Origin of the sequence: Desulfovibrio sp. OH1186_COT-070, from assembly GCF_003860215.1 — a bacterium.
Classification (GTDB): Bacteria; Desulfobacterota; Desulfovibrionia; order Desulfovibrionales; family Desulfovibrionaceae; genus Desulfovibrio.
In genome coordinates this window covers 91,667-117,074 of sequence record NZ_RQYH01000007.1, presented here as the reverse complement: position 1 = coordinate 117,074, position 25,408 = coordinate 91,667, and the positions used below count along the sequence as shown (strand labels likewise).

General features: G+C 62.9%; 23 protein-coding genes. 7 read left to right on the top strand and 16 right to left on the bottom strand.

Features of this window, described 5'->3' with window-relative positions; all coding sequences use genetic code 11:
- The first annotated feature begins 27 nt into the window (after nt 1–27).
- The 4 genes from EII23_RS04275 to EII23_RS04260 are packed head-to-tail and all read left to right on the top strand — an operon-like array spanning nt 28 to nt 3,161.
- The gene (locus EII23_RS04275) at nt 28–1,767 is read left to right on the top strand and encodes a PAS domain-containing sensor histidine kinase (RefSeq protein ID WP_124792146.1); all 1,740 of its coding nucleotides are present in this window, start codon (nt 28–30) and stop codon (nt 1,765–1,767) included.
- Between the two features lie 2 nt (nt 1,768–1,769).
- Nucleotides 1,770–2,153, top strand: a complete 384-nt coding sequence (locus EII23_RS04270; protein WP_124792145.1) for a response regulator — start codon at nt 1,770–1,772, stop codon at nt 2,151–2,153.
- Nucleotides 2,143–2,784 (top strand): sensor histidine kinase, encoded by a 642-nt coding sequence (locus tag EII23_RS04265; protein WP_124792144.1) that lies wholly within the window; start codon nt 2,143–2,145, stop codon nt 2,782–2,784. Before EII23_RS04270 ends, EII23_RS04265 begins: the two co-directional genes overlap by 11 nt.
- A complete protein-coding gene (locus EII23_RS04260; RefSeq protein WP_124792143.1) occupies nt 2,781–3,161 on the top strand; it encodes a response regulator in 381 nt (126 codons plus the stop codon). The genes EII23_RS04265 and EII23_RS04260 overlap by 4 nt, the downstream gene beginning before the upstream one ends.
- A gap of 24 nt (nt 3,162–3,185) precedes the next feature.
- Here EII23_RS04260 and EII23_RS04255 read toward each other — a convergent pair whose 3' ends face one another.
- From EII23_RS04255 to glpA, 3 genes are read right to left on the bottom strand one after another with little or no spacing between them, the layout of a single operon-like run.
- A complete protein-coding gene (locus EII23_RS04255) occupies nt 3,186–4,394 on the bottom strand; it encodes an anaerobic glycerol-3-phosphate dehydrogenase subunit C (protein WP_124792142.1) in 1,209 nt (402 codons plus the stop codon).
- Entirely contained in the window at nt 4,391–5,674 is a 1,284-nt protein-coding gene (glpB, locus tag EII23_RS04250) for an anaerobic glycerol-3-phosphate dehydrogenase subunit GlpB (protein WP_124792141.1), read from the bottom strand. The genes EII23_RS04255 and glpB overlap by 4 nt, the downstream gene beginning before the upstream one ends.
- Nucleotides 5,658–7,265, bottom strand: coding sequence for an anaerobic glycerol-3-phosphate dehydrogenase subunit GlpA (gene glpA / locus EII23_RS04245; protein ID WP_124792140.1), 1,608 nt, complete (start codon nt 7,263–7,265; stop codon nt 5,658–5,660). Before glpA ends, glpB begins: the two co-directional genes overlap by 17 nt.
- A gap of 159 nt (nt 7,266–7,424) precedes the next feature.
- On the opposite strand from glpA, the gene EII23_RS04240 reads away from it, so the two are divergent.
- Nucleotides 7,425–8,204 (top strand): HAD-IIA family hydrolase, encoded by a 780-nt coding sequence (locus EII23_RS04240; RefSeq protein ID WP_124792139.1) that lies wholly within the window; start codon nt 7,425–7,427, stop codon nt 8,202–8,204.
- Between the two features lie 79 nt (nt 8,205–8,283).
- Here the strand turns inward: EII23_RS04240 and EII23_RS04235 are convergent, their stop codons facing one another.
- The 12 genes from EII23_RS04235 to nadC all read right to left on the bottom strand — a co-directional run bounded on the left by EII23_RS04235 (nt 8,284) and on the right by nadC (nt 21,385).
- Nucleotides 8,284–9,573, bottom strand: a complete 1,290-nt coding sequence (locus tag EII23_RS04235) for a TRAP transporter large permease (RefSeq protein ID WP_124792138.1) — start codon at nt 9,571–9,573, stop codon at nt 8,284–8,286.
- Nucleotides 9,574–9,582: 9 nt separating this feature from the next.
- Nucleotides 9,583–10,140, bottom strand: a complete 558-nt coding sequence (locus EII23_RS04230; RefSeq protein ID WP_124792137.1) for a TRAP transporter small permease — start codon at nt 10,138–10,140, stop codon at nt 9,583–9,585.
- Nucleotides 10,141–10,203: 63 nt separating this feature from the next.
- The gene (locus EII23_RS04225) at nt 10,204–11,208 is read right to left on the bottom strand and encodes a TRAP transporter substrate-binding protein (protein WP_124792136.1); all 1,005 of its coding nucleotides are present in this window, start codon (nt 11,206–11,208) and stop codon (nt 10,204–10,206) included.
- Between the two features lie 234 nt (nt 11,209–11,442).
- Nucleotides 11,443–12,447: a hydrogenase expression/formation protein HypE gene (gene hypE / locus EII23_RS04220; RefSeq protein WP_124792135.1), complete on the bottom strand. Its 1,005-nt coding sequence runs from the start codon at nt 12,445–12,447 to the stop codon at nt 11,443–11,445.
- Entirely contained in the window at nt 12,444–13,544 is a 1,101-nt protein-coding gene (hypD, locus tag EII23_RS04215) for a hydrogenase formation protein HypD (RefSeq protein WP_124792134.1), read from the bottom strand. Before hypD ends, hypE begins: the two co-directional genes overlap by 4 nt.
- 19 nt (nt 13,545–13,563) lie before the next feature.
- Complete coding sequence (gene argC / locus EII23_RS04210; protein ID WP_124792133.1) at nt 13,564–14,619, bottom strand: N-acetyl-gamma-glutamyl-phosphate reductase; 1,056 nt, start codon at nt 14,617–14,619, stop codon at nt 13,564–13,566.
- Between the two features lie 22 nt (nt 14,620–14,641).
- Nucleotides 14,642–14,956 (bottom strand): DUF1844 domain-containing protein, encoded by a 315-nt coding sequence (locus tag EII23_RS04205; RefSeq protein WP_124792132.1) that lies wholly within the window; start codon nt 14,954–14,956, stop codon nt 14,642–14,644.
- Nucleotides 14,957–15,043: 87 nt separating this feature from the next.
- Nucleotides 15,044–16,231 (bottom strand): alanine--glyoxylate aminotransferase family protein, encoded by a 1,188-nt coding sequence (locus tag EII23_RS04200; protein WP_124792131.1) that lies wholly within the window; start codon nt 16,229–16,231, stop codon nt 15,044–15,046.
- A 30-nt stretch (nt 16,232–16,261) separates the two neighbouring features.
- A complete protein-coding gene (locus EII23_RS04195; protein WP_124792130.1) occupies nt 16,262–17,773 on the bottom strand; it encodes a hypothetical protein in 1,512 nt (503 codons plus the stop codon).
- 32 nt (nt 17,774–17,805) lie between these two features.
- On the bottom strand, nt 17,806–19,401 hold the full coding sequence (gene nadB / locus EII23_RS04190; protein WP_124792129.1) for an L-aspartate oxidase: 1,596 nt from the start codon (nt 19,399–19,401) through the stop codon (nt 17,806–17,808).
- On the bottom strand, nt 19,398–20,447 hold the full coding sequence (gene nadA / locus EII23_RS04185; RefSeq protein WP_124792128.1) for a quinolinate synthase NadA: 1,050 nt from the start codon (nt 20,445–20,447) through the stop codon (nt 19,398–19,400). Before nadA ends, nadB begins: the two co-directional genes overlap by 4 nt.
- A 59-nt stretch (nt 20,448–20,506) precedes the next feature.
- Nucleotides 20,507–21,385 carry a carboxylating nicotinate-nucleotide diphosphorylase gene (nadC, locus tag EII23_RS04180; RefSeq protein ID WP_124792127.1) on the bottom strand — a complete coding sequence of 293 codons (879 nt, stop codon included), beginning with the start codon at nt 21,383–21,385 and terminating at the stop codon, nt 20,507–20,509.
- Nucleotides 21,386–21,598: 213 nt separating this feature from the next.
- Between nadC and mgtE the strand changes: the two genes are divergently transcribed.
- Both mgtE and EII23_RS04170 read left to right on the top strand, forming a co-directional pair.
- Nucleotides 21,599–23,071, top strand: coding sequence for a magnesium transporter (mgtE, locus tag EII23_RS04175; protein ID WP_260424587.1), 1,473 nt, complete (start codon nt 21,599–21,601; stop codon nt 23,069–23,071).
- 39 nt (nt 23,072–23,110) lie between these two features.
- Nucleotides 23,111–23,605 carry a GtrA family protein gene (locus EII23_RS04170; RefSeq protein WP_124792126.1) on the top strand — a complete coding sequence of 165 codons (495 nt, stop codon included), beginning with the start codon at nt 23,111–23,113 and terminating at the stop codon, nt 23,603–23,605.
- 71 nt (nt 23,606–23,676) lie between these two features.
- Here the strand turns inward: EII23_RS04170 and EII23_RS04165 are convergent, their stop codons facing one another.
- The gene (locus tag EII23_RS04165; RefSeq protein ID WP_124792125.1) at nt 23,677–25,296 is read right to left on the bottom strand and encodes a hypothetical protein; all 1,620 of its coding nucleotides are present in this window, start codon (nt 25,294–25,296) and stop codon (nt 23,677–23,679) included.
- Between the last annotated feature and the right edge of the window lie 112 nt (nt 25,297–25,408).

Sequence of the window (25,408 nt, the reverse complement as noted above, 5' to 3'; positions counted from 1 at the left end):
TCCAATCCAGCGATACAGGGGGAAAACATGTTCGCCGCCCTCAAAAACCGCCTCAAGCGTTTGTCGGGACTGTCGGAAGGCACTTCTCCGGCCCATTACCGTGCGCTCAGGCGGCTCCTGACCGTCCTGATGGTCACGGTGTCTGTGGCGCCCCTGCTGATACTCTCGGCCTTCAGCCACATGCAGTACATGCGGACTGTGGACAGGGAGATGGCAAGCCCGCTCTATACCCTGGCCCGCAAGTCGTGCGCCTCTCTGGAACTTTTTCTGGGCGAGCGTTTTTCCACGGTAAGCTTTGTCGCTCATGCCCACAGTTTTGCCGATCTGAACGATGCGGCCGCCTTCCGGCGTATTTTTCTGGCGTTGTCCAGCGAGTTTCAGGGCTTTGTGGATATGGGGCTGGTCAATTCCGAGGGCCGCCAGGCGCATTATGTGGGCCCGTACCGTCTGGAGGGGGCCGACTACGCCGGGCAGCCCTGGCTGCGCGAGGTGGAAACCAAGGGAGGCTATATCAGCAACGTCTTTCTGGGGCTCAGGGATTTTCCGCACATGATCATGGCCGTGCACCGGCTGGAGGCCGACGGTACCCGCTGGACCCTGCGCGCAACCATTGACATTTCGCGCTTGGAGCAGTCGCTCATGCCCGCGGGGCCGGATCTGGAAGCCGATATCTTTCTGTGCGACAGCAGGGGGGTCTTGCAGACAACATCCCGTCTTTACGGCAAGGCTCTGGACAGCCTGCCCCTGACCCTTCCTCCGGCCGGGCTGGAACCCACGGTCAGCCGCATGACCAATGCCGACGGGCAGCAACTGCTGGTGGCCACAGCCCTGCTGAAGGGGACAGATTTGCGGCTGGTAGCCGTCAAGCCCGGCCGGGAAGCCCTGCGCCCCTGGACGATTCTGGGCACCGAGCTTCTGCTGGTTCTTTGCGGCGGCATTGTGATTATCATGCTGGTTTCCCATTTGCTCATGAAGGCGCTGATCGGGCGGCTCCAGGCTGCGGACGAGCACCGCACCGTCATCTTTGCCCAGATGGAGCACCAGCAGAAGCTTTCGTCCATCGGCAGGCTGGCGGCCGGAGTGGCCCATGAGATCAACAATCCCCTGTCCATCGTCAACGAAAAGGCGGGGCTGGCTCTGGACATGCTGCGCATGCAGAAAACGTCTGCCTCTGTCCCGCAGCAGGAGCGCCTGATAGCGCTGCTCGAAGGTGTGGAAAAGGCGGTGGAGCGGGCACGGGGCATAACCCACCGTTTGCTGGGTTTTTCCCGCCGCATGGAAGCCAGCCTCCAGCCCCTGTCCTTGGGTGATGTCATTGCCGAGAGCATGGAATTTCTGCAGCGCGAGGCGGACAGCCGGAGAGTGCACATGTCCGTGCACCTGCCCGAAAATCTGCCGCAGATCATTTCTGATCGCAGTCAGTTGCAGCAGGTTTTCCTCAATGTGCTGGGCAATGCCCTGGACGCCCTCAGCGGCCAGAAGGACGGGGGACGCATTGAGGTGGGCGGCAAGCTGACCGACGAGAATACGGTGGCCGTCAGCATCCACGACAACGGCAAGGGCATGCCGCCAGAAAAGATCAAGCACATTTTCGAGCCGTTCTATTCCGACAAAAAAGACAAGGGCACGGGGCTTGGCATGTTCATTACCTACGCCATCGTGCGGCGGCTTGGGGGCAATATTGTGGTGCAGAGCCAGGAAGATCTGGGCACCACCGTGCACATTGCCCTGCCCCTGACGCCCCCCGTACCCACTGTGGAGGTGTAGCCATGCGGATTGTGCTGGCTGACGATGAGCGGGATTTTGTGGATGTGCTGGCTGAGCGTTTGTCCCTGCGCGGGCATGCGGTACGGGTGGCCCCTGACGGTGCGGCGGCTCTGGCCGCGCTGGCGGAAGCCCCGTCTGACATTCTGGTGCTGGACTGGTTCATGCCCGGCCTGTCCGGCCCGGAGGTGCTGACCCGTGTGGCGCAGAGCAGCCCCGGACTACCCGTGGTGCTGCTCAGCGGGCACAGCCGCCTGGATGAGGAGGCCTTCCCGGCACAGGTTTGTGCCGTGTTGACAAAACCGTTGCGCTTTGACGCTTTTCTGGAAATACTGGAAGACGCGGCCAAGGGGCAGCGTCAAACAGAAGGGGAAAGCCATGAGCCATAATCCTTGCATGGCCCGTTTGCTGGCTTCGGCCGTGCACGACATGCGCAATATCCTGGCTATCATCCGCGAATCTGCGGGGTTGGCGCAGGATCTGGCCCAACTGGCAAAAGGCGGGGATTCTGACCGGGCGGAGCTTTCGTCCTCGCTGGACGAGGTGCGGAGGCAGGTGCTTCTTGCCGTGCAACTGGCCGAAGGGCTGGAATTCATGGCCCAGGCAGACATGGCCGGAGATGCCGCCTCTTGCGATCTCGCCCGGATTTGCAGTTTGTTCTGCCGCATGGCCGCGCGTCAGGCCAGGGCAGCGCGGATCCGGCTGGCAAACGGCCAATGTAGCGAGCCGGTTTGGGCCGCAACGCCGTCCATGGACGTGTTTCAGGCTTTGCTGGACGTGCTGGATCTCTGCGTTTCCGTGGGCGGCAAGGTGGAGCTTGAGCTTGCCGCCGGGCAGCAGGAGGGAAATCCCGGTATCGTGCTGCGTGTGGCCGGAGGCGACAATGCCGAACTGGCTCTTTCGGCCATGACCGGCAGTTCCGCGCCGGGCGGCCGAAGCGGGAAGCGGCGGGTCAATCTTTTGCCCGGTCTTGATCCGGGGAGCTTTTTTCTTGCGTGGCAAGCCAGGGAGGAAGCATGAGCCTTGAAGGCATCAGGGTTTTGTTGGTGGATGACGAGCGGCGCTTTGTGGAAACTCTGGCCGAACGCCTGTCCATGCGCGGCCTTGTGCCCCGCGTGGCCCATGACGGGCCGCAGGCTCTGGAAGCCGTGACCCGGCCTGTGGATGTTATTGTGCTGGACTTGCGCATGCCCGGCATGGACGGTTTTGAGGTGCTGCGCAAAGTCAAGGCAAGCAATCCGCAGGTGCAGGTGATCATTCTCACGGGCCACGGCGGCGACAGCGAGGAGGAAACCGCCTACCGCATGGGTGCCTGCGCCTTTCTCAGAAAACCCATGGACATTGACGAGCTTTTAAGCACCATCCGTATGGCCTGCCGTGATCGGGCAAAAGAATGAGGCCGGAAGCAAAAGCTCCCGGAATCATTCCTTTTTCGGGCACGGCTCTGCCCGCTGCCGGAGAATGCGCACCGGATGCAGGCAGGTCAGCCCGCTGCCGTGCACGATCTGCATCCGGCATGTGCCGCATTCGGACGCGGCCACATGCGCTCCGCTTTCGCGCACGGTTTTGAAGAGGGTTGCGCCAACCTCCCGGGCAATGTCATATTTTTCCTTTTTGAAGCCATAGCTTCCGGAAATGCCGCAACAGCCCGCGTCTGCATTGCGCACACTGACGCCGGGCAGGGCGCGCAGCAGTTCCATGCCGGGCAGTCCGTTGCCCTGCGCCCGCAAATGGCAGGGGGCATGGTAGACCACGCGCAGTTCCTGCTCCCCTTCGGGCAGGGGGAGCCGCCCCGTGTCCGCGCAGTCCAGCAGAAATTCCTGGGCGTCGCCCACGCGGCAGGCCCCGTATGTTTGCTCCAGATCGGGAAAATACTCCGGCAGATCCTGCTGGAAGGTGAGCGCGCAACTGGGGCAGGCGGTAACCACAGGCACACCTTGGTCACGCCAGCGGGCCAGGACTTTCAGGTTGCTTTCCGCATTGCTGCGGGCGTGCTGCCAGAAGCCGTTGGCCACCATGGGCAGGCCGCAGCAGACCAGAGGGTCGGGCACAACAACCTCATAGCCCGCCCTGTTCATGGCCCATACCAGATCAAGGCCGGTCTGGGGGTCGTACACGTCAATATAGCAGCCGGGATACAAAACAAGCTTTTGCAGCCCTTCCGGCTGCCGCATCCGGCGCAGCATCTGGCGGAACGTGCGCGGCGCGAAAGCGGGCAGCGGCGCGCGCCGGTCAATGCCCAGAACGTCCAGAATTTTTCGCGTCACGGGATTGAGCATGCCGAAATTCTTGAGCCAGGCGGGGAGAACGCGCAGCCACCGGGCCGTAAGCTCCCCGTGCCCGAGCACCCAGTCCCGCAGTCCGGGCGGTCGGCGCAGGCACTGCTCGGCGCGGGCCATCATGTTCAGGCTGGACACGGGCACGCCGTGGGGGCAGGAAATGTCGCAGTTTTTGCAGTTGGAGCAGTAGTGGAGCGAAGGGTCTTCCGCCAGCCCCATGCGGCGAAAACGCTCGCAGGCCGGGCCAATCATGCGCGGGCCGAGAAAACGGGGTGTAGCCTCGGCAACCGGGCAGTGTACCACGCAGGTGGTGCAGGCGATGCATCTGTCCGGATTGATGCGCGCGCTCATCTTTCCTCCCCGGCAAGGGCAACGGCGGCTGCCGCGCGACCGGCCTGCCAGCCGGTGGCTATGGCCACGCCGTGACCACTTTTTTCGGCGGAAAAATCATACCCGCCGATGCTCCGCCCTGCAAAAAAGACGTTGCGCGCTTGCGGAGCGTCCTGCCCCACGGGCCGCATGTCGCCGTCCACGCTGACGCCCATCCGCGAGAAGGCATGGTTGCCGAAAACATCTTCCTCGGACCAGGAGGCAACATCGGGGGGAACGGGAATTTCCATGCCGAACACGCTCTCCCGGATTTTTCCCGGCGTAACGGCAATGCCCCCGCCGAGAACCCCGCCCGTGGCCAGAACAAAGGCTTTTGCCGTATGGCGGCGCTCTCCGAGCGTGGTGTCGGCCAGAAGGGCCGCGCACGCGCCTTCTGCGGTTTCCGCGCGCAGAACCGTGGCGTTTTCCACCAGCATGAAGTCGTGGCGGTTCAGGCTGCGGAGCAGGGCAGCGCGCAGGCGCAGCCCGCCCACACCGGGGGGGATGGAGAGCATTTCCATCACCGGGCAGCCCACAGCGCTGCTCATGGCCCGGAAAATTTCCGGCTCGGCCCCGCTGCCGCAGACAGGCGGCAACAGAACCAGGTCATACTGCCCGGCGTAGGGGGCCAGAGCCTCCAGAAGCCACTGCCGGGTGTGGGGCTTGTCCGCAAGGCGGGCTATGTCCAGAGCCGTGATGCTGCGGGGCGCACCCTCCTGGGGAGCGGGCAGCAGGGCCGGAGTGAAGCTTTTTTCGGCCCAGCCCCTGTAGCGGCGCAACTGGCCGATGACCAGCGACGGACGGCAGTCCCGCAGGCCGTGGATGCTGGCCACAAGCACGCGCCGGGCCGTCTGCAAAACAGCCGGATCCAGAGCCGCGGGCAGAAGCCAGGTGGGCTTCAGGGTTCCCAGAATGGTGGGCACGTCCGTATTGCAGGGGCGGCCGTCGGCAAGGCCGGTGTGCATGGGCCAGCCGCTGTCTGCCATGGCGTTTTGAAAAAAATCCAGAGCGGCCCGCACAGTGCTTTCTCCCAGCAGGCGGTAGGGATGGCCGGGAGCAAGCTCTTGCATGCCCTGCCAGGGGTCTGACACGCGCTTGCCGTTGACATAGCCCAAAAGATCAATGTTGCCCCCGCTCAAGGCCAGGGAGCCCATGCCCGCCGAGATGAGCCGTACGCTGCATCCGGCATGGGCTGCGGTCAGGGCAGCCACAAGACCGGCCATTCCCGAACCGGCGACAAGAACGTCAACACGTCTGCTCATGGGCGGCTCCGTCCAGATTCAGGGTTCCCATATACATTGCCCTGCCCAGTTCCATTTCGCGGGCCTGCATGCCCCACAGGGCCGGGCGCAGCCCTTTCCAGCGTTCCTGCAGGAAGTGGTGCATGCTGTCCGGAGGGGGGGAGTGCAGGGGAATGCCGTGTTCGGTCAGGGCGGCCACTGTGCGCAGGGCACAGAATGTTCCCTGGCAGGTTCCCATGCCGAGGCGTGTGCGCAGGCGGATGTCTGTCAGGGAAAACGTGAGGGGATCCCGTGCAACGTGCTCGATTTCCGCCAGGCTGACCATTTCGCATTCGCAGATCAGGGGGTTGCTGTCGCTTTTTTCCGCCAGCCGCACAACTCCGGAAAAATCGTTGCCAAGGCGGTCGGCCATGAGCGTGATGCCCTGCACGGGAAACACGCGCGAAGCCCGGCGCAGGGCCGTTTCGTCCGCATCTTCCGCCAGAGGCTCCAGCGCGGTGCGGCACGGGGCGGTGACGCCCAGGCGGGCGCACACGCAATCGGCGGCACGCTCGGCCATGAGGCGATAGGTGGTCAGTTTTCCCCCCAGAATGGTGATCAGCCCCTCAAGGCCCTGCGCCGCGTGGTCCACCACATGGAAATTGCGGCTGGCCTTTCTGCCGCCGGAACCTCCCGGCGCGTAGAGCGGGCGGGTTCCGGAAAAAGCGCGCAGGATGCGGTAGTCGCGCACAGCGGGAAAGAGCGGCTCGCCCAGTTCCAGAAGGCGCAGAACATCCTGGGTGGTGGGGGTCATGTCGTCAGGAGTGTCCGCTGTGGCAGAAGTGGTGCCCAGAATGGTGACGGAGCCGTGCGGAACAAAAATGTCGCCGTCAGAGCCGGGATGCAGGCGGTTGATCACGCGCGAGGCAAAGCGGTGGTTGAAGATGACCAGCGTGCCCCTGTCCGGCGTGACGGAAACGTCCTGCCCTGCCAGACCGGTAATGCAGCCCGACCAGGAGCCTGCGGCGTTGACGATGCACTCGCAGGCAATGTCCAGCTTGGTGCCGGTATGCCGGTTGACGGCGCTCACGCCGCGAATTTTTCCGTTGCGCTGGCGGATGGCGGTGACAGCGTGGTAGGTAAACACCTTGCCGCCGTGCCTGCGGGCCGACTGAGCGTTGTGGTGTACCAGCCGAAAGCCGTCCACGCAGGAATCGGGTACGCGGAATACCCTGACAATATTCGGGGAGAGCTCCGGTTCCAGGCGCAGAGCCTCACCCACCTCCACTTCCTGCGCGTCAATGCCCGCCTGCCGGCAGGCGTTTTCCCAGCCGGGCACATAGTCCGGGTCGTCCTGCGGAGCAAGGGCAAAAAAGCCCTCTGTTTCTTCCACGCACTGCCTGCCGATCCTGCGGATGATCCGGTTTTCCCGCAGGCATTCGCGGGCGGATTCAATGTCGTTGACAGCATAACGCCCGCCGCTGTGCAGCAGGCCGTGAAAGCGCGAGCTTGTGCCGTGGGCGAGGCCCGCCTGCTCCAGCAGGACGGCGGAAACCCCGCGCATGCAGAGGTCGCGCAGGATGCCCATGCCGGTTGCTCCGCCCCCGATGACCACAACCGTTGTTTCCAGCATTTTTTCTCCTCGGTGCGCCGCAGAACCTGCTGCCCGTGATGGTGGGGGATTGTCGGCGAACGGGCTTTTCTGTAGCGTCATTTTCATGCCTTTGTCCAGACGCCGCTTTTCGCTTCGCGCGGAAAGACCGGCCAAAAAACATGCTGACGGAGTGTGCACATGGGGTGGGAGAACAAGCGTTGTATGGTGCTGGATATGGACGGAACCCTGTATCTTGGTCATCTGCCCATCACCGGGGCTGTGGACTTTGTCCGGCGGCATTGGCACGACCTTGATTTTTTCTTTCTGAGCAACAATACGTCCAAATCTCCCGCAAGCTATGTGCACAAGCTGAACAGCATGGGCATTCCCGCGCATGCAAAGCACATTCTCTCGCCAGTGGTTCCGCTGGTGGAGCATCTGCGCGCCGAAGGCATTTTTTGCGTCTACCCTGTGGGCAATGCCGACTTTCAGCGCGACCTTCGGGAACGCATGCCGGAACTGCGGCTTGACGAGGAGGGGGCGCAGGCCGTTGTGCTGGCCTACGATACGGAACTGACCTACCACAAGCTGGCGCGTTCCGCCCTTTTGCTCCAGAAAAGCCACGTCCTCTTTTTTGCCACGCATCCCGACATGGTGTGCCCTTCGCCAGAAGGGCCGCTGCCTGACGTGGGCAGCCTGATCCATCTGTACGCGGCGGCAACGGGACGCCGCCCGCAGAAAATTTTCGGCAAACCGGACCCCGCTGTTCTCGCACCGTTGTGGAAAACATACGCCAGGCAGGAGGTGGTCATGGTGGGCGACAGGCTGAGCACCGACAAAAAGCTGGCCGAAAACGCGGGCATTGATTTCTTTCTGGTGCTTTCCGGCGAGGCGACAAGGGAAGACCTTGCCCGTGAGGAGCGCCAGCCCACGCTGGTGCTGGAGGATCTGGGGCAGGCGGACGCCGCCCTGCGCTGATCCCGATTGCTTGCGCGCGGACTGCCGTGCCCTTTGGCATTGCCCCCTGAACCGCATGGGCGGTTCAGGGGGCTGTTTTTCAGTTTCCTCCCATGAGCCAGTTGAGCGGCACAAGGGACAGCTTGGGGAAGAAAAGCAGGAGGAAGAGCATGACCGCTTCCATCAGGATGAACGGAATCAGCTTGACGATGAGCTCCGTGATCTTGATGTTGCCGATTCCGCAGACCACATAGAGCACCGTGCCCACAGGCGGCGTGATGACGCCGATGCCGAGGTTGAGGATGAAAAGCAGGCCGAAGTAGTAGGGGTCTATGCCCGCCTGCATGATGAGAGGGTAGAACACCGGCGCAAAGATCAGGATGTTGGGCGTCAGGTCCATGACCATGCCGATGAGGAAAAGGAACGTATTGATAAGCAGCAGCAGGATCACAGGGCTGTCGATGAACGGCATGAACAGCGAGGTCATCTGCTTGGGAATCTGGGCAATGGTGATGAACCAGCCCACGGCCGTGGCTGTGGCCACAATGAGCATGACCACCGCTGTAGTGCGGGCGGCGCGTGCGCTGACGCGCAGCAGCTCACGGAAAGACAGCTCCCTGTAGTACAGCATGCACACCGCAATGGCGTAGATGGCGGCAAAGGCTCCGCCCTCGGTGGGCGTGAACACGCCAAAGCGTATGCCGCCCAGCAGCAGCACGGGCATGAGAAAGGCCGGGGTGGCGTCAACAAGAATCCTGATCGCCTCCTGACGGGTGAAGGTAATGGTTTCGGTATATCCGTCCTTGCGGACAATGAAAAACCAGACCACCATCAGGGACAGGCCGATGAGCACACCCGGCACAAGGCCGATCATGAACAGCTTGGTGATGGAAAGGCCGCTGATGGTCGCGCCCAGCAAGATGAAATTGGTGCTGGGCGGGATGATGGGGCCGAGAATGGCACCGGAGGCAATGATGGCTCCGGCGCGTCCGGGATTGTAGCCCACTTGCTTCATCATGGGCAGAAGCAGGCCGCCCAGGGCCGCCGCCTCGCCTACGGAACTGCCCATGAGCCCGGCAAAAATGACGCTGGCGATGATGGCGGCATAGCCGAGGCCGCCGCGAACCCGGCCGATCATGAGTTGGGCCAGTTGGACAACGCGCTGGGAAAGCCCGCCCGCTGCCATGATTTCTCCGGCGAACACAAAGAAGGGAATGGCCATGAGCGGATAATTGTTGGCTCCGTCAAGCATGCTCCCCGGAATGATCATGGCATCCCACATGCCGGAATGCCACATGAGAACAATGGCGCAGAGAATCAGCACCAGCGCGATGGGAATGCCCAGGGCCAGAAAGAAGAACAGGGAACCGAGAAAAATGAAAAGTTCCATGCCTGCCTCCTAGCCCTTGTGAAATGACGAGGCCGGCCGCCGCAGAATGCCCAGCAGGGCATGCACCTGCATGATCAGGGCAGCCAGCGCCATGAGGGGCAGTGTGCCGTTGATCAGGGCCATATTGACATTGGTGGCCACGGAATAGGTATCCAGCGTCTGCCACACATTGACGACGCCGCCGTACAGCAGAAGCCCCAGGGCAAAAATGCCGCAGAGGGATGCCGCAATGTCCGCAGTCTTTCGGGAAGTGCCCTGCAGAAGATTGACGAACATGTCCACGGCAATGTGCTTTTTGTAGAAAAAGGCTTCAATGGCGCCGAAAAAGGTGATGTAGATAAAGAGAAAACGCGCCCATTCCTCGCTGGGGGGATAGCTGGACGAAAAAACATAGCGCAGAAAGGCGTTGTAAAAAACAAGGCCGATCATGCCCAGAAAAATGGTTGCGCAAAAGCATTCAAACAGGAGATGTCCCTTGTTTTCCCCGCTGGGAGAGGAGGGGGGTTGGTCCAACCGGTCGTTTGGCGTGCTGTTGGGCGGCTGGGGAGAAGACGGTGCGTCGCGCATGCTGACCTCGGCGGGTTCGGGCGGAGGCGGGTCGGTGCAAAACTTCCGGCCCGCCCCGGAGAATTATTGGGGATTGCGGTAGCTGTGGGCGCTGTCCAGAATGGCCTGGGCATTGGGCACGGTATCGTAGAACAGCTTCCAGCTGCGCTTGCCCGCTTCCACCAGATGGTCGCGCAGGGCCTTGTCAGGAGTGTTGATCTGGCCCTTGTTGGCCAGAATGTCCTGTTTGGCCTTGCTCTCGCCTTCGGCCACCATCTTCCAGACGTCGTTCGCGGAGCGCTTGGCGGCTTCGTTGATCCACTGTTTGTCTTCATCGGGCAGGGACTGATAGAACTTTTCGTTGATGTACAGGGAGTGGATCACCAGAATATGCCCGCTCAGGGTGATCACGGGCGTGATTTCGTACATTTTCAGGCTGACGATGTCCGCCAGGGGGCTGTCGCCGCCGTCAATGACGCCCTGGTCAAGAGCGCCGGGCACCTCGGCAAAGGGCATGGGCTGGCCGCTGATGCCGCATTCCTTGGCAAAATTGGTGTACAGGGGGATATTGGGCACGCGCAGGCGCAGGCCCTGCAAGTCCGTCACAGTGGTGAGCGGCTTCTTGGTATAGAAGTGCCGGAAGCCGAGCGGAAAGGCGTTGAGGGTGCGCAGGCCGGATTTTTCCGTAAAGCCTTCGTTGATCAGCTCAAAGGTCTTGCCTTCCATGGCCCGGCGCGCATGATCGAGGTTGTCGAACAGCATGGGGGTTTCCAGCATGGCCATGGCCGGGTGCAGCGCGGAAGTCTGCGTGCCCGTGGCGCACATCTGGATGATGCCCTTGCGTGTGGCGGCGATATAGGCATCTTCCTTGCCCAACTGGCTGTTGGGGAAAACCTGGACTTCGTATTTGCCCTTGGAAAGCTCGTCAAGGTATTTGCCAAACAGGTGCATGCCAACGGTTTCCGGCTCTCCTTCCGGTTTCATGCCGGCAATCTTGATCAGAACTTTTGCCTCCGCCTCCGGAGAAAATCCGGGCAGCATGGTACACATCAGCCCCATGACGACAAGCAGTGCAAGAATACGCTTCATTGCCATAACCTCCGTGGTTGTTGAAGTTCCTTTGCAGGGAAACAGGGAGGCGAGCGTCCGGCGGGGACGTTTTCCGGCCTTGCACCGGGGCACGCGCACCTTTTGCATCTTTGCCCGAAAGACAGGCGGATTGCAAGACAGCACACAGGAGCCGAAAATCGCGCGCAGGCCACGCCCTGCCGCGCCCCGGCCGGAAACCGCGAAAGCCGTATGCCTGGAAGGGGCAGACGGCCGTCAACAGATGCGCGGCAGTTGCGCGCCTTCCAGCATGCCCAGCAGGCGCTGCCCGCCGATGCGCGTTTGCAGGCTGACCTGCGGTCTCCCTTCCTGCACCGTGCCGATGCGCGCAGCTTCTTTGCCGTATGGAGAGGCGCGCATGGCGTCAAGAGCGGCTGCGGCGCGGTCTTCGGGCAGAATGCAGATGCACTTGCCCTCATTGGCCAGATACAGAGGGTCCAGCCCCAGAAAGGAGCAGCCGTTGCGCACGTTTTCGTGTACGGGCACAGCCGCTTCGTCCAGCAGGATGGAAACGCCGGACTGTTCGGCAATTTCGTTGAGCGTGGTGGCCAACCCCCCGCGCGTGGGATCGCGCAACACATGGACTTTTCCCGCAGCGTCCAGCACACGGGCAATCATGTGGTTGAGGGGCGCGGAGTCCGAACGCACATCGGAGAGAAAGGAAAGGTCTTCCCGGCAGGCCATGACCGTCAGGCCGTGGTCGCCCACAGCGCCGCTGACCAGCACGGCATCGCCGGGCCTGGCCGCTGCCCCGGACGGGACAGGGTCGGCAAAAACACTTCCTATCCCCGTGGTATTGATGAAAATTTTGTCGCACGCTCCGCGCGGAACCACCTTGGTGTCGCCGGTGACAATGAGCACATCCGCCTCGCGCGCGGCAGCGGCCATGTCGTCGGCGATTTTTTCCAGCGTTTCCAGGGGCAGCCCCTCTTCCAGAATAAAGGCGCAGCTCAGATAGTGCGGGCGCGCGCCCAGCATGGTCACGTCATTGACCGTTCCGTGCACGGCCAGAGTGCCGATGCTGCCGCCGGGGAAGAAAAGGGGGGTCACGGTGTAGGAATCCGTGCTCATGGCCAGCGGGCCGTCCAGACCGGCAAGCAGCGCGGCGTCGTCCATGCGTTCCAGCAGGGGGTTGGCGAAACGGCGCACAAAGCATTGGGCCACAAGGCGCTGGGAGGCCCTGCCGCCGCTGCCCGCGTCCAGAAGAAGGCACTGCGTCATACGATTTTTTGCTCCGCATATTTGAAATAGGCCGCGCAACTGCCTTCGGTGGAGACCATGCATGGCCCCACAGGGCTTGCCGGGGTGCACTTTCTGGCAAAAAGCGGGCAGTCGGGAGGAGCAATGCGCCCCTTGAGCACATCGCCGCAGCGGCATCCGGGCAGGGAAGGCACCTGGGGCAGCACAAGGCCCAGCCTTTGTTGTGCATCCATGTCCGCGTATTCCGGGCGGACGGCAAGGCCGCTTTGGGGGATGCGTCCGATGCCCCGCCAGAGGGCGTCCTTGACTATGAAAAACTGGTCCAGCAGGGCGCGTGCGCGCGGGTTGCCCCCATCGTCCACCGCGCGCGGATAGGCGTTGACCACAGCCGGGAGGCCGTCGCGCAGTTGCTCGGCCATGAGGCAGAGGGCCAGCAGAATGTCCACGGGCTGAAAACCTCCGACAACGCCGGGAACGCCGTGATCGCGCGCCAGAAAGGCGTAGGGCTCAAGCCCCAGCACTGTGGACACATGGCCGGGCAGCAAAAAGGCGTCCACAGCGCACTGGCTGTCTTCCAGCAGGGCGCGCAGGGCTGGGGGCACCAGTTTGTGCAGCGCAAAAACGCAGAAATTGCGCACATTCCGCTGCCGGGCGGCGAGCATGGTTGCCGCCACGGTGGGGGCAGTGGTTTCAAAGCCTATGCCCAAAAAGACCACAGTGTCGCCGGGGTTGGCGGCGGCCAGGGTCAGGGCGTCCAGGGGGGAATAGACAATCTCCACCCGCGCCCCCTGCGCCTGGGCATGCTTGAGGCTGTGGCCGCCGGGGCCGGGCACGCGCAGCAAGTCGCCGAACGTGGCGAGAATGACCCTGTCGCGCGCGGCCAGGTCCAGAAACGCGGCCACCTCCGCCTCGTGGGTAACGCATACGGGACAGCCCGGCCCGGACAGGTGGGCGACTTCCGCAGGCAGGAGAGAGCGCAGGCCGCTATGGAAAATGGTCACGGTATGCGTGCCGCAAACTTCCATAAAGCGCATGGGCCGCCCCGCGAGGGTCTGTTCAAGGCGGCGCAGCAGGGTGCGGCAGAGCTGGGGATCCTGAAAAGCGTTTTCCAGTTGCATGGTTTTTCGCGGGAGGAGTTCAGACCAGAGGCGCAAGACTGTTCAGGCCCGTATTCACGGGCAGGCTGCACATGAGGTTGGCATTGGCCAGCGCCTGCCCGGATGCGCCCCGGCAGAGATTGTCGATGGCCGAAAGAATTACCAGCCTGCCTGTGCGGGCGTCCACAACCAGACCGATATCGCAGAACATGCTGCCGCGCACAAAGCGGGTTTCGGGCAGGGTGCCTTCGGGCAGAACGCGCACCCAGGGACTGTCTTGCCAGGTTTGCCCAAAAGCCTGCCGCACGTCTGCGAGGCGCGTTGCCGGATTTTTGAGGCGGGCATAGATGGTGGAAAGGATGCCGCGGTTCATGGGCACAAGGTGAGTGGAAAACGTGATCTGTATGCTGTGTTGCGCCAGAAGCGAGAGTTCCTGCTCGATTTCCGGAATATGTCTGTGCGTGGGCAGGCCGTATGCCCGAAACGTGTCCGCCACCTCGCAAAAAAGCGTGGGAACGGCTGCCTTGCGTCCCGCCCCGCTTGTTCCGGATTTGGCGTCGATGATCATGTCGTCGGTGTGGATCAGGCCGTGCCTGATGGCGGCGTGCAGGCCCAGAAGAACGGAGGTGGGGTAGCAGCCGGGGTTGGCCACAAGCTGCGCGCGGGCAATGTCCTGCGCGTAGAATTCCGGCAGGCCGTAGACCGCCTTGTGCAGCAGGTCGGCGCGGGTGTGCTCGCGTTTGTACCAGGCCGCGTAAGTTCCGGGATCGCGCAGGCGAAAATCCGCAGAAAAATCCACCACCTTCACGCCTGCGGCAAGCAGTTGCCCCGCCATGTCCATGGCTGTTCCCGCAGGCACGGCCAGAAAAACCACTTCGCACGTTTCTGCGGTCCGCTGCGGGTCAAAAACGCTGATTTCCGTATCCGCGCCGGGCATGCCGTTCAGAAAGGGATAATAGTCGCCCAGCCTTTTTCCGGCTTCAGCGCGCGAACAGGCCATGCGCAAGCGCATGGAGGGATGGCCCGCCAGCAGACGCGCCAGTTCCATGCCCGCATACCCGGTGATGCCCACCAACCCCACGTCAATGGTTTTCATGCCGTATCCTTTGCGTTTCGCGTCAGTTGCCTGCGGGCGCACTGTCTGTTGTGCATGCGCCGGTTCTGTCGCAGTTCATGACGAACTTCATGCGCAGTTCGTACAGAATGCCGGTCAGCAGCTTGGCTTCCTGCTCGTCAAGGCCGTTCTCCGTCTTGGCGCGCAGCATTTCCAGAATGTCGATGCTGTGCTTGGACAGGTCCGGGTCAAAACCGGTTTGCCCGGTTTCGGGATTGGGCACTTCGCCCAGATGCACCAGAGCCGAAGACGCCAGAGAAAGCACAAAGGTGGAAAAGGTCACTTCCGGCATGGGGCCGGTATGGTCTTCTTTTTTCATGGCAGTGTCCTCAAGGGTTGGAGGCGCGCATTGCGGCAGTGTCCCACCTTCAGGGGATTATTTCAAGGCCCTCGGGCGGCAGAGCCTCTAGCTGTGCAGCATGGGCGGCAGGGCCTGCCCCGGCTGCCCCTGAAGCGCCGCCCGGTACGCGGCCATGCCCTGTTCCAGATAATCGCGCGAGGCGCAGTAGCCGCCGACATCCTTGAGGCTCTGGTTGAGCGCGTACAGGCCGCCCAGAAGGTCGCTCCAGTCCACCCAGCCCATATGGCCCACCCGCACCATGCGGCCCTTGAGATGGTCCTGGCCGCCAGCCAGGCAAACGCCGTGCCGTTCTGCGGCCAGGCGCAGGACTTCCCGACCGTCAATGCCGTCCGGCAGGAGCACGCTGGTGATGCCCCAGGCAAAATCCGTTTGGGCAAAAAGCTTCAGCCCCATGGCCGCCAGGCTTGTGCGGGCCAGCATGGTCAGCGCCCACTGCTTGGCGTACAGGGCGTCAAGGCCGTTTTCCAACAGCACGGCAAGGCTTTCGTCAAGGCCGGCGATGAGATTGACCGGAGAGGTGAACAGGGTCTGCTTTTGCGCCAGCTTGGCTTTTTCTCCGGGCAGGTTGAAGTAGAAACAGCCCGGCGCCTGTTTCTCCGCCCGCTCCCAGGCGCGGGGCGAAAGGGCCAGCAGGGCCAGTCCGGGCGGCAGCATGAGGCCCTTTTGCGAGCCGGTGAGCAGGCAGTCAATGCCCCACTGGTCCATGGGGCAGGGGGTCAGGCCCACGGCGGAGATTCCGTCCACCAGCAGCAGGGCCGCGCTTTTTCGCGTGACGGCGGCCACTTCCCGCACGGGATGCAGCACGCCTGTGGAGGTTTCCGAATGCTGAAGAAGCACTCCCGCCAGCGACGGGTCGTCCCGGAGGGCATCGGCCACGGCCTGGGGCTGCACCGCCTGCCCCCAGGGCACGTCAATGCTCCTGACGTCCAGCCCCCGCGATACGGCGATCTCGCGCCAGCGTTGGCCGAATTTGCCCCCTTCCACCACAAGCACTTTCTGCCCCGGCGCGAACAGGCTGTACACTGCGGCGGTCATGGCTCCGGTGCCCGAGCAGGAGAGGGGCAGCACCGTGTCTTGCGTGCCGAAGAGCGTGCGCAGGCGCTCCTGCACCCGCTCCATGACGGCCGCAAATTCTTTTTTTCTGTGGTGCACCATATCTCTGGCCAGCGCCAGACGCACGCGTTCGGGCAGGGGGGTGGGGCCGGGAGTGAGCAGACGGAATTTGTTGAGCATGGGCGATACCTCAAATGGGCTGCAAAAAAGTTACGGGCGGGCAGGGCCGGACGGGGGAAGATTCAGGGCGCGGATCTGCTCCTCCAGATCCTGTGTGCCCGGAACAGCGGCAAGGCGGAACAGGGAGCCGGGATCGTGCAGAAGCGTCAGGCTCTGGCTCGCATCCAGGGTTTTTCCCGGCAGGCTGCGGATTTCCAGCGTACCGGGTTTGTCTGCAAACGTTTGCAGGGCGGCGCGCAGTCCGGCGTTTTGCTGTGTGGGAGCAAGGTGCGGCAGTGCCGCCGCCCTGCGCAGAAACGTTGCCGCAAGAGCGGGGTCAGGGCTGATATTGCGCCCGATCCAGGCCAGAAGGCCGTTGTCTGTAAAAGTCAGGGAAATGTCGCTGAAGCTGGCGAACCACAGCGCGGCCGCCCCTGCCCCGGAGGCGCGCACGGTGAGGGAGCACACAGCGTCGCCCAGCCCCGCGGCCTTGAAGGTCAGGGTTTTTTGGTGTGTGGACGGGCCAAGGATCACGTTTTCAAAGGTCATGTCAGCACGCAATGCCGGCCCCAAAATGTGCAGGGCGTCCCTGAGCAGGCCAGCGGGCACGTCCAGCCCGAGAATTTCGGCTTTTGTGCGTGCGGGGCTGCCGGGCATCCAGTCAAAACGGATTTCCCTGATGGCGGCCGCATGCGGCTTTTCCACAAACACCAGCCCCGTGGCGCGGGCCTGCGCCACAAGGGGAACAGGAGAAGACAAAATTTCGTCGCCCAGAGCGGACAGGTTGTGCAGGCTTGCGGGATCTGCCTGCGCGTGCGCTGCTGCGGCCCACAGGCGGCGCAGCAGGGCTTCTTCGGGCAGGTGGACATCTTTTTGTTCCAGACTGTTGCACCGAAAATATTCGTCCTTTCCCAGATGCAGGGCAAGGCCGTCGAACTGCATGCGGGCAATGCGCGCCTGCTGCCACCCCTCCATCCACGCTGTGGCGAGGCTCAGCCGGTGCATGCCTTGGGCAAGAGGCTCTGCCAGCGTGAAGGAAGAAAGGGCGACAGTGTCCGCACCCATGCGGTGCAGTGCCGTGGCCGCGTCCGCAGGCTGCCCGTCCAGCATGTCGCACAAAAAATTCCCCTGGGCGCGCAGCACGTCCACGGCAATGCGCCGGGCGCCCGCATGGCCCGAGCCTGTAGAGGCTTTCAGGTCAAGGATTGTGATGTCCCCGGCCACAGGCAGCATGTTTTCCGTGCGGAGGAGGGAGCGCAGCGGGGTAAAGGCGGGCAGCACGCGCCACGGCAGGGTGAAGGAGATTTCGGCCGCGCTGTAGACGGATACGTCCTGCCCCGCATGGGCGCGCGCCATGACGTTCTGCAGGCGGACGCTGCGCCGGGCAGGGTCAAAGGTCACTCCCCCCGCCGTGACCAGCAGGGCAGGGGAGTGGCTTGCGCCCATGCCTTCGAGGCAGGTCAGGACGGCGCTTTCCACGCGCGCTTTCAGCCCGATGCCCGGAGCCAGAATGGCGGCTGCGGCCAGCGCCGTCAGAGCGCAGACAAGAAGTAGTTTTTTCATGACAGTCCTTGTGCCCGCTTTTTTTGCCGTGCTCAGTCCACGCGGCGGTGGCAGCCGATGCTTGTACGGTTGCGCAGGGCGGCCTGGGTGATGATGTAGGCGGTTTGCGAGCCGTGGAACAGATCCACCAACCGCCGCGAAATGGGCGTGCGCTTGTAAAAATCGTGGATGTGGCGCACGAGGTTGCGCATGTCTTCAAAAGCGCGGCGCAGGCGGGCGTGGGTACGGGCAATGCCCACATAGTTCCACATGGTATTGCGGATGTTGGCCCAGTCCTGGGCCACCAGGGCAGGGTCGTCATGGCGTTCGTCGCCTTCGTGCTGCCAGTCGGGAATGGCCGCGACCAGCGCCGCAGGCAGGCCGCTTTCGAGGGGAATGCGGCGGGCCAGATCCTTGCCGCAGCTCATGCCCCAGACCAGAGCTTCCAGCAGTGAGGTGCTGGCCAGACGGTTGGCTCCGTGCAGGCCGGTGCAGGCGCACTCGCCCACGGCGTACAGGCCCCGCAGGGAGGTTCGCCCGCGCGTGTCCGTGAGGATGCCGCCGCAGAAATAGTGCGCCGCAGGCACAACGGGGATGGGTTCGCGCAGAATGTCGATGCCCGCTTCCCGGCATTTTTCGTACACCGTGGGAAAGCGCGTGGGCAGATCCTGGGTGACGCCGCTCACGTCCAGAAAAAGGCAGGGCGCGTCGCTGTGGAGCATTTTGTCCATCATGGCCTGGGAAACCACGTCGCGGGGCGCAAGGTCGCCGCGCGGGTCATAGTCGCGCATGAAGGCGTGGCCCGTATGGTCCAGCAGGCGGGCTCCCTCGCCGCGCATGGCTTCGGTGATCAGCGAGCGGCGGTTGCTGCGCTCCTCGTACAGGGCGGTGGGGTGAAACTGCATGAATTCCAGATTGCTCAGATCCACCCCCGCGCGAAAGGCCATGGCCACGCCCGTGCCCACACAGCCCCGCGTATTGGTGGAGTGCAGAAAAATCTGCCCCACGCCGCCGGTGGCCAGCACGGTCCAGTCGGCAAGGATGGTTTCCGGCTCGCCGGTCTGCATGTTCAGCACATAGGCTCCCAGGCAGCGGTTGTTCACGTCGTAGCGGTGCTGGGAGTTTTTGGCGTGGTGGCGGCTGGTCAGAAGGTCGATGGCCGCCCGCCCGTGCAGCAGGGTGATGCGGGGATGGACCGTGACCAGGGCTTCCAGCCCCTCCATGATGGCCCTGCCGGAATAGTCGGCGCAGTGCAGGATGCGCGGCGCGCAGTGCCCGCCTTCGCGGGTCAGGTGAAAGCTGCCGTCGGAGTTGCGGTCAAAGGGTACGCGGGCTCGCCGGACAAGCATTTCGTCCACGCAGTGCGCCCCCTGCCTGCACAGATGGCGCACGGCCTTGGTGCTGTTCCACTTGTGCCCGGCCACCAGAATGTCTGCGGCCAGGGCGCGTTGGTCGTTTTTACCGGGGGCGGGTTCGGCGCGATAGATGATGCCGCCCTGGGCCAGATGGGAATTGCCGTCGGAGAGCCTGTCCCCGGCGTTGATCAGCAGGACTTCGCAGCCGGAGTCGGCAATGGTCAGGGCTGCCGCGCAACCGGCAAGGCCGGAACCGATGACCAGCACGGGAACATGGCGGCGGGATCTGGTCATGGCAACCTCGCGCATGCGTCCAGCATGCGGGTCAGGGAGAGGCGGGCCGGAGCGAGCAGGGCGGGCGGAACCTCCAGAGGAACAGCGGTTGCGTTGACAATGCGTTCCAGTTGCTGAAGAAGCTTTTCTTCCGTCACCTTGGCCATGTCGGGGCACAGGGCCTGCCCCAGAGAGAGAATGCGGCAGTCCGGATGGCGTTTGGCCAGGCGGTGAACAAGATTGTTTTCCGTGCCGATGACCAGCGGCGTCGAGGGCGTTGCGGCGGCCACGCGGGCTGCCTCCTGAATGAGAAAGGAGGTGGAGCCGGCGCCGTCGCAGGCATTGATGACTTCCTGACGGCATTCGGGATGGGCGATGATGCGGCAACCGGGGTGGGCCGCCCGCATTCTCGCAACATCCTGCGGTTTGAAGCGGGCGTGGATGGCGCAACAGCCGGGCCAGAGCAGCAGCTTGCGGGCCTGTTCCGGCGCTGCGGGGTCTTGCAGGCCACGGGAGCAGAGGCGCAGGACATGGCGCTGGCTTTTGTCCAGTCCCAGAGCATTGGCGGTATTTTCGCCCAGATTTTTGTCCGGCAGAAAAAGAACGCTGTCGCTTTGCTCCAAAGCCCAGCGCAGCATGGTGGCGGCGTTGGCCGAGGTGCAGACGGCTCCCCCGTATTCTCCCACCACCGCCTTGAGGGCCACGGTGGTGTTGACGTACGCCAGCGGCAGGACTTTCCGCCCGGTGGCGGAAAGCTGCTCCAGCACCTTGCGGGCCAGCGGGGCCGGGCTCATGCGCGACATGATGCAGTCGGCGTCAGGATCGGGCAGGTGGACGCCCTGGCCCGGCCTGGTCAGCAGCGCGGCGGACTCTCCCATGAAGTACACGCCGCAAAAGACAATGTGGGCGGCGTCCACATCGGGAACGCGGCGGGCCAACTCCAGCGAGTCGCCCACAATGTCGCAATGGCGCACCACGGCGTCATTCTGGTAATGGTGCCCCATGATGCAGAGCTTCGGCCCGAGCTGCTTTTTGATGGCGGCAATGGCCCTGTGGGTTCCTGACATGTCGTCCTCGGTGCAAGAATGCCTGCGGCATATGGTTTCGCGGGGTGCGGAAATACTGGTCACGTTTGCGGATTCAGGAGCAGCATGCTGAAGTCCGCCGCCGTGGCGGAATGGGTGAGCCGCCCTACGGAGATGAAATCCGGCGGGCGCGGGGCTGTGCGGGCAATGGCGCGGATATTTTCCAGGCAAACGCCGCCGCTCACCTCCGCCTCTGTTTGGGGGGGGATCAGCGCCAGGGCCTCCCCCAGAAGAGGGGCGTCCATATTGTCCAGCATGATGCGGTCAGCCCCGGCGGCCAGCGCCTCGCGCACATGCAGCAGTGTGCGGCATTCCACTTCGATGGGGGGGCAGGGCGCGTAGCGCGCGCGCAAGGCCCGTACCGCAGCCGTGACAGAACCTGCGGCGTCAATGTGATTGTCCTTGAGCATGAGCATTTCTGTGAGGTCTTTGCGGTGGTTGCAACCGCCTCCGGCCTGCACGGCATACTTTTCCGGCCAGCGCAGGCCGGGGGTGGTTTTGCGCGTGTCCAGAAGCCGCACTCCCGTGCCTTCCAGTTCCCGCACATAGCGCGCGGTGAGGTTGGCGATGCCCGAAAGATGGCAGACAAAATTGAGGATGACGCGTTCCGCCTTGAGCAGGGCCACGGCAGGGGCGGTGATCTCGGCCACCTGCGTCATGGCGGGCACGGGCGTGGCTTCCTGCGCCAGGGCTTTCCAGCGAAAGTCCCTGGTGAGCCTCGTGAGCACCTCTCCGATAACGGGCAGGCCCACGACCAGAGTGTCTTCCTTGGCCCGGATAACGGCGCGCAAAGCCGTATCTTCGGCAAAAATGCCTTGCGCTGTCAGTTCGGGGCCGTCTTCGTCCAGGGCAAGGTCAATGCTCCGTTGCAAAAGGCTGCGCCCTTCGGGAGAAAAAAAGGAATTCCAGGGCGTGAACATTGCGCTTGTCCCCACAGATTGCCCGTGTTACAGAATGGGGCGCTTTTGCGGCAGGCGGCAAAAGCCCGGCACCCGTACAGCTTTCGCGTCGGTACGGCGCGCCCCGCAAGACCGGCGGCAGCTAAAATAGGATGCCCTGCCCCCTGCGTCAAGCAGCCCTCCTGCTGTGGCGCCTTCTCCCGAAAAAACGGCGACAATGCGTTGGATGCGAACATGACGGACCTCCCCGAAAAGACAGCAGTGCCTTCCGGCCCTTCGCCGGAGCAGGAGCCTGCCGCCCTTTCTGTGTGCGCAGAGCGGGGGAAAACTGCGGTTTTGCCCGTGCCCGGAGAGGGGATGCCTCTGCCTGCTGACGCCTGCGCCGAAGGGGAAGCTGCCGCCGCGAGCCGCAAGACAGAGCCGGACTTTCACCTCACCGATTCCGCCAGCGTTCATCCGGCGGATATTGCCGCCCACCTCGAAAATCTGAGCCTTGAAGGGCAGGTCAGCGCCCTGAGCCGCATGTCCACGGAAGACGCCGCGGAAGTCCTGGTGGAGCTGGACGAAAGCGTGGCTGTGGACGTGCTGGAAAGCCTGGACAGGGATATGGCCGCCCAGATCATCGCCGAAATGTCTCCGGACGATGCCGTGGACGTTCTGGACGAACTGGAGGACGAGCACCGCGACGCCCTGCTGGACAAGCTGGACCGCGAGGATTCGGAGGAATTGCGCACGCTGCTCAATTTCGATCCGGACACTGCGGGCGGCGTCATGAATACGGAAATCATCCTGCTGGAAACCCACTTTACCGTGGACGAGGCCATAGCCCATATCCGCAGTGAAATGGCCGACAAGGAGAGCCCCTATTACGCCTATGTGGTGGACAGCCAGCATATTCTGATGGGCGTGCTTTCGCTGCGCGACCTGATGCTGGCCAAGCCCGGAACCGTTGTGGGCGAAGCGGTTGCCGGGCAGAATGTCATCAGCGTGACCCACGATACGGAACAGCGCGAGGTGGCCAGCCTGCTGTCCCACTACAATTTTCTGGCCATGCCCGTGGTGGACACCGAGGGGCACCTCATGGGCCTTGTGACCTACGACGACATCATGGACATCATGCACGACGAGGCCAGCGCGGACATGCTGGGCATGGTGGGCGCGGACCCGGAGGAAAGCGTGGACACGCCGTGGGTGGAGAGCGTGCGCAAGCGCCTGCCCTGGCTGTTTGTGAACATGCTCAATTCCACGCTGTCGGCCTTTGTGGTCTATATGTTTGAGGGCAGCATCGCCCAAATGGCCACGCTGGCCGTGCTCATGCCCATGGTGGCCAATCAGGCGGGCAATACGGGGCAGCAGGCGCTGGCCGTCATGATCCGCCAGTTGGCGACAGACAGGTTTGACCAGAAAAAAGCCTGGATGGCTGTGCTGCGTGAAGGCAAGATCGGCATGGTCACGGGCCTTGTCATGGCCCTGACGGCCTTTGCGGGGGCCGGATTTTTTACCGGGCACATGGGCATGGGTGCAGTCATGGGGGGCGCGCTTTTGTGCGATATGCTGCTGGGGGCTGTGGCTGGCGGCTCCATTCCTCTTGTGTTCCGCGCGTTGGGCCGTGACCCCGCGCAGGCGTCCAGCATTTTTCTGACCACCATCACCGACGGCGCGGGATTCTTCATCTTTCTGGGCATGGCCTCCCTGTTTCTTCTGTAGCAAGGCGGGGTTCGCACTGTGCCCTCAAAAGGCATATCCATGCTGCATACGCTTGTGCACAGGGCCGTGGCTCTGCTGCTCGACCCGCAGTTTCTCCGCTTTCTGCTCTTCGGCGGCATTGCCACCCTGGTCAGCTTCTCAGGTGGCTTTGTGCTCTATGCATTCTGTGAAGTGCCGTACGGCCAAGCAGTTTTCATTGGTTCGGCTGCTGCCATTTTTGTCAACTTTTTCCTCAACTGCATTTTCAATTTCCACTATCACGGGCGGCCTTTGGTGGCCCAGTTCGTCACCTTTGCCACTGTCGCCGGCATCGGCACCGTTTTGACCACTTTGCTGGCCAGGGGGCTGCTGTGTGTGGGGTTGTGGCTCTTTCCCTCGCGCGCCCTGCTGGATGTGGAGGTCGTCTGCCATGTGCTGGCTATTGGCATCGTTACTTTTTATTCCTTTTTTGCTCACAAGTATCTGAGTTTCAACGCGGGTATCCTCGCTCCGCTGAAAAAGCTCATTGCCCGCGCGGGACGCGGCAGGCGATAGGCCGCGGGTAACCTCATAGCGCAGTCCGCAGGCGCGGAATACCGATGGAGGAAAATACCGGGAACCTGTGGCTAGCGGCGGCGCAGCAGCAGCCATTCCGCATTTTCAAAGAGTATATCGCCAACCGCCAACAAACTTTCCCGATATTCCACATTGCGCGTCAGCAGGAGGGGGGCTTCGCCTTCTTTCCACACCGTGATCCACCCGTGAGGAGTGGCGGCCATACGGCGTTGCATGTCCACCCAGCGCCGGGCGATTTCCGGTTCTTTTGCGTAATAAATGATATTGCCGTCCTTGTGCACCGGAACCATGGGGCAATGGGCCGCGTAGCGCACGGCCATCAGATTGTTGTTGCTGAAGACCAGTTCTTCCGGCTGAATGTATTGCCGCAAGGCCGCCAGCGCCTCCATCTGCAAGGTCGAGGCCCGGACCATGTTTCGAGCTTCGGTTGTGTCCAAAATGGCGAGGCCCGAAACCTCGGCCAGGCAGTGCCGGGCGGCCAGAACCTGCTTGTCTTGCACGAACAGGCACAGGCAGACAGCCAAGCCGAGCGCCGCGCCGCCCCGCAGCAGGGAAGGTACTCTCGGCCAGACAAGGGTCAGCGTCGCGGTCACCATCAGCCAGCAAAGGGGAACCAGAAAGCGCGTGCCGCGCAGAATTTCCTGACTTGTATTGTTGTGGCCGAGGGCAGAGGCCAGCCATATCTCCAGCGCGCAGATCACGCACATGCCCGCCATGCCCAGCACCATTCCGGGTATGAGCGCCAGCAGGCTTTGCAGCCGTTCGGAGAGGAGGGTCCGGTTTTTCCAGGCAATCCACCAGCAGAGCGTGCCCACGGGCAATATCGGCTGCAGGAAACTGTACTGCGTGAGAACGTCCCACAGCGAACGCCACAGGTCCTGAAAATCCTCGGCAAACCGAAATGCACGCACCTGGGCGAAGAGCGCCTCATCGCCGGGTTGCACGAGCATGCCGCCCAGCAACCACCAGAGGTAGACGGCCACAGGCAAGGCGAAACAGCACGCGCCCGCCAGCCAATGGAGGGCATGTTTGCGCCACGGCTGTCCCTGCGGCAGGAGGGCGAAGGCCATGAGCAGCATGGGCCCGGCCATGAGCGTGCTGACCGTATGTACGGTGATGGCGCAGCCTGTCAGCAGCAGCACGAGGGGGCGCAGGGCTGTGCGGCGCACAGCAAGGCAGGCTCCGACGAGCAGCAGCGGCCAGAGAACGGCGAAAAAGATTCTGGGTATGGGGTCCGAATGAAGATTGCCCCAGAAGGTGCCGTAGGCCCAGTAGACCGTAATGCTCATGAGCAGCGAAAGGATCGCCGCCAGTGAAGGCCTGTCGAACAGCCAGCGCCCCAGCGCATAATACATGAGAAAATGCAGGAAGATGCCCAAGCTGCCTGCGTACAGCAGGTTGGTAGGGGCGTACTCTGTGGGGGAAAGCCAGCCCGCCAGATTGGTGAGCAGGTTGGGAACTCCCGGATCGTGCGGAAACAGGGAAACCAGCGGGTCGGCGGCAAAGACTTCAGGGTGAAGGCGCGTTTCCAGAATTTGGGCATACCATTGCAGGTCGCTGTCAATATTGACGGCCCGAGGGTTCATGCTCAGCGTGCCGTTGAGGGCAGCCAGACAAAACACCCCTGCGATCAGGACAAAAAGGCAGTCGGCCAGTATGGTGCGTGGCATGGGGAAGGCTCTCGGTTTGAACATCAAACGGTTTCGTGAGAAGGTGAATCTGCCGGATGCGCCGGACAGCGTTTTGTTGCCAAGGCATACATAATCTGGCAGAAACAAACGC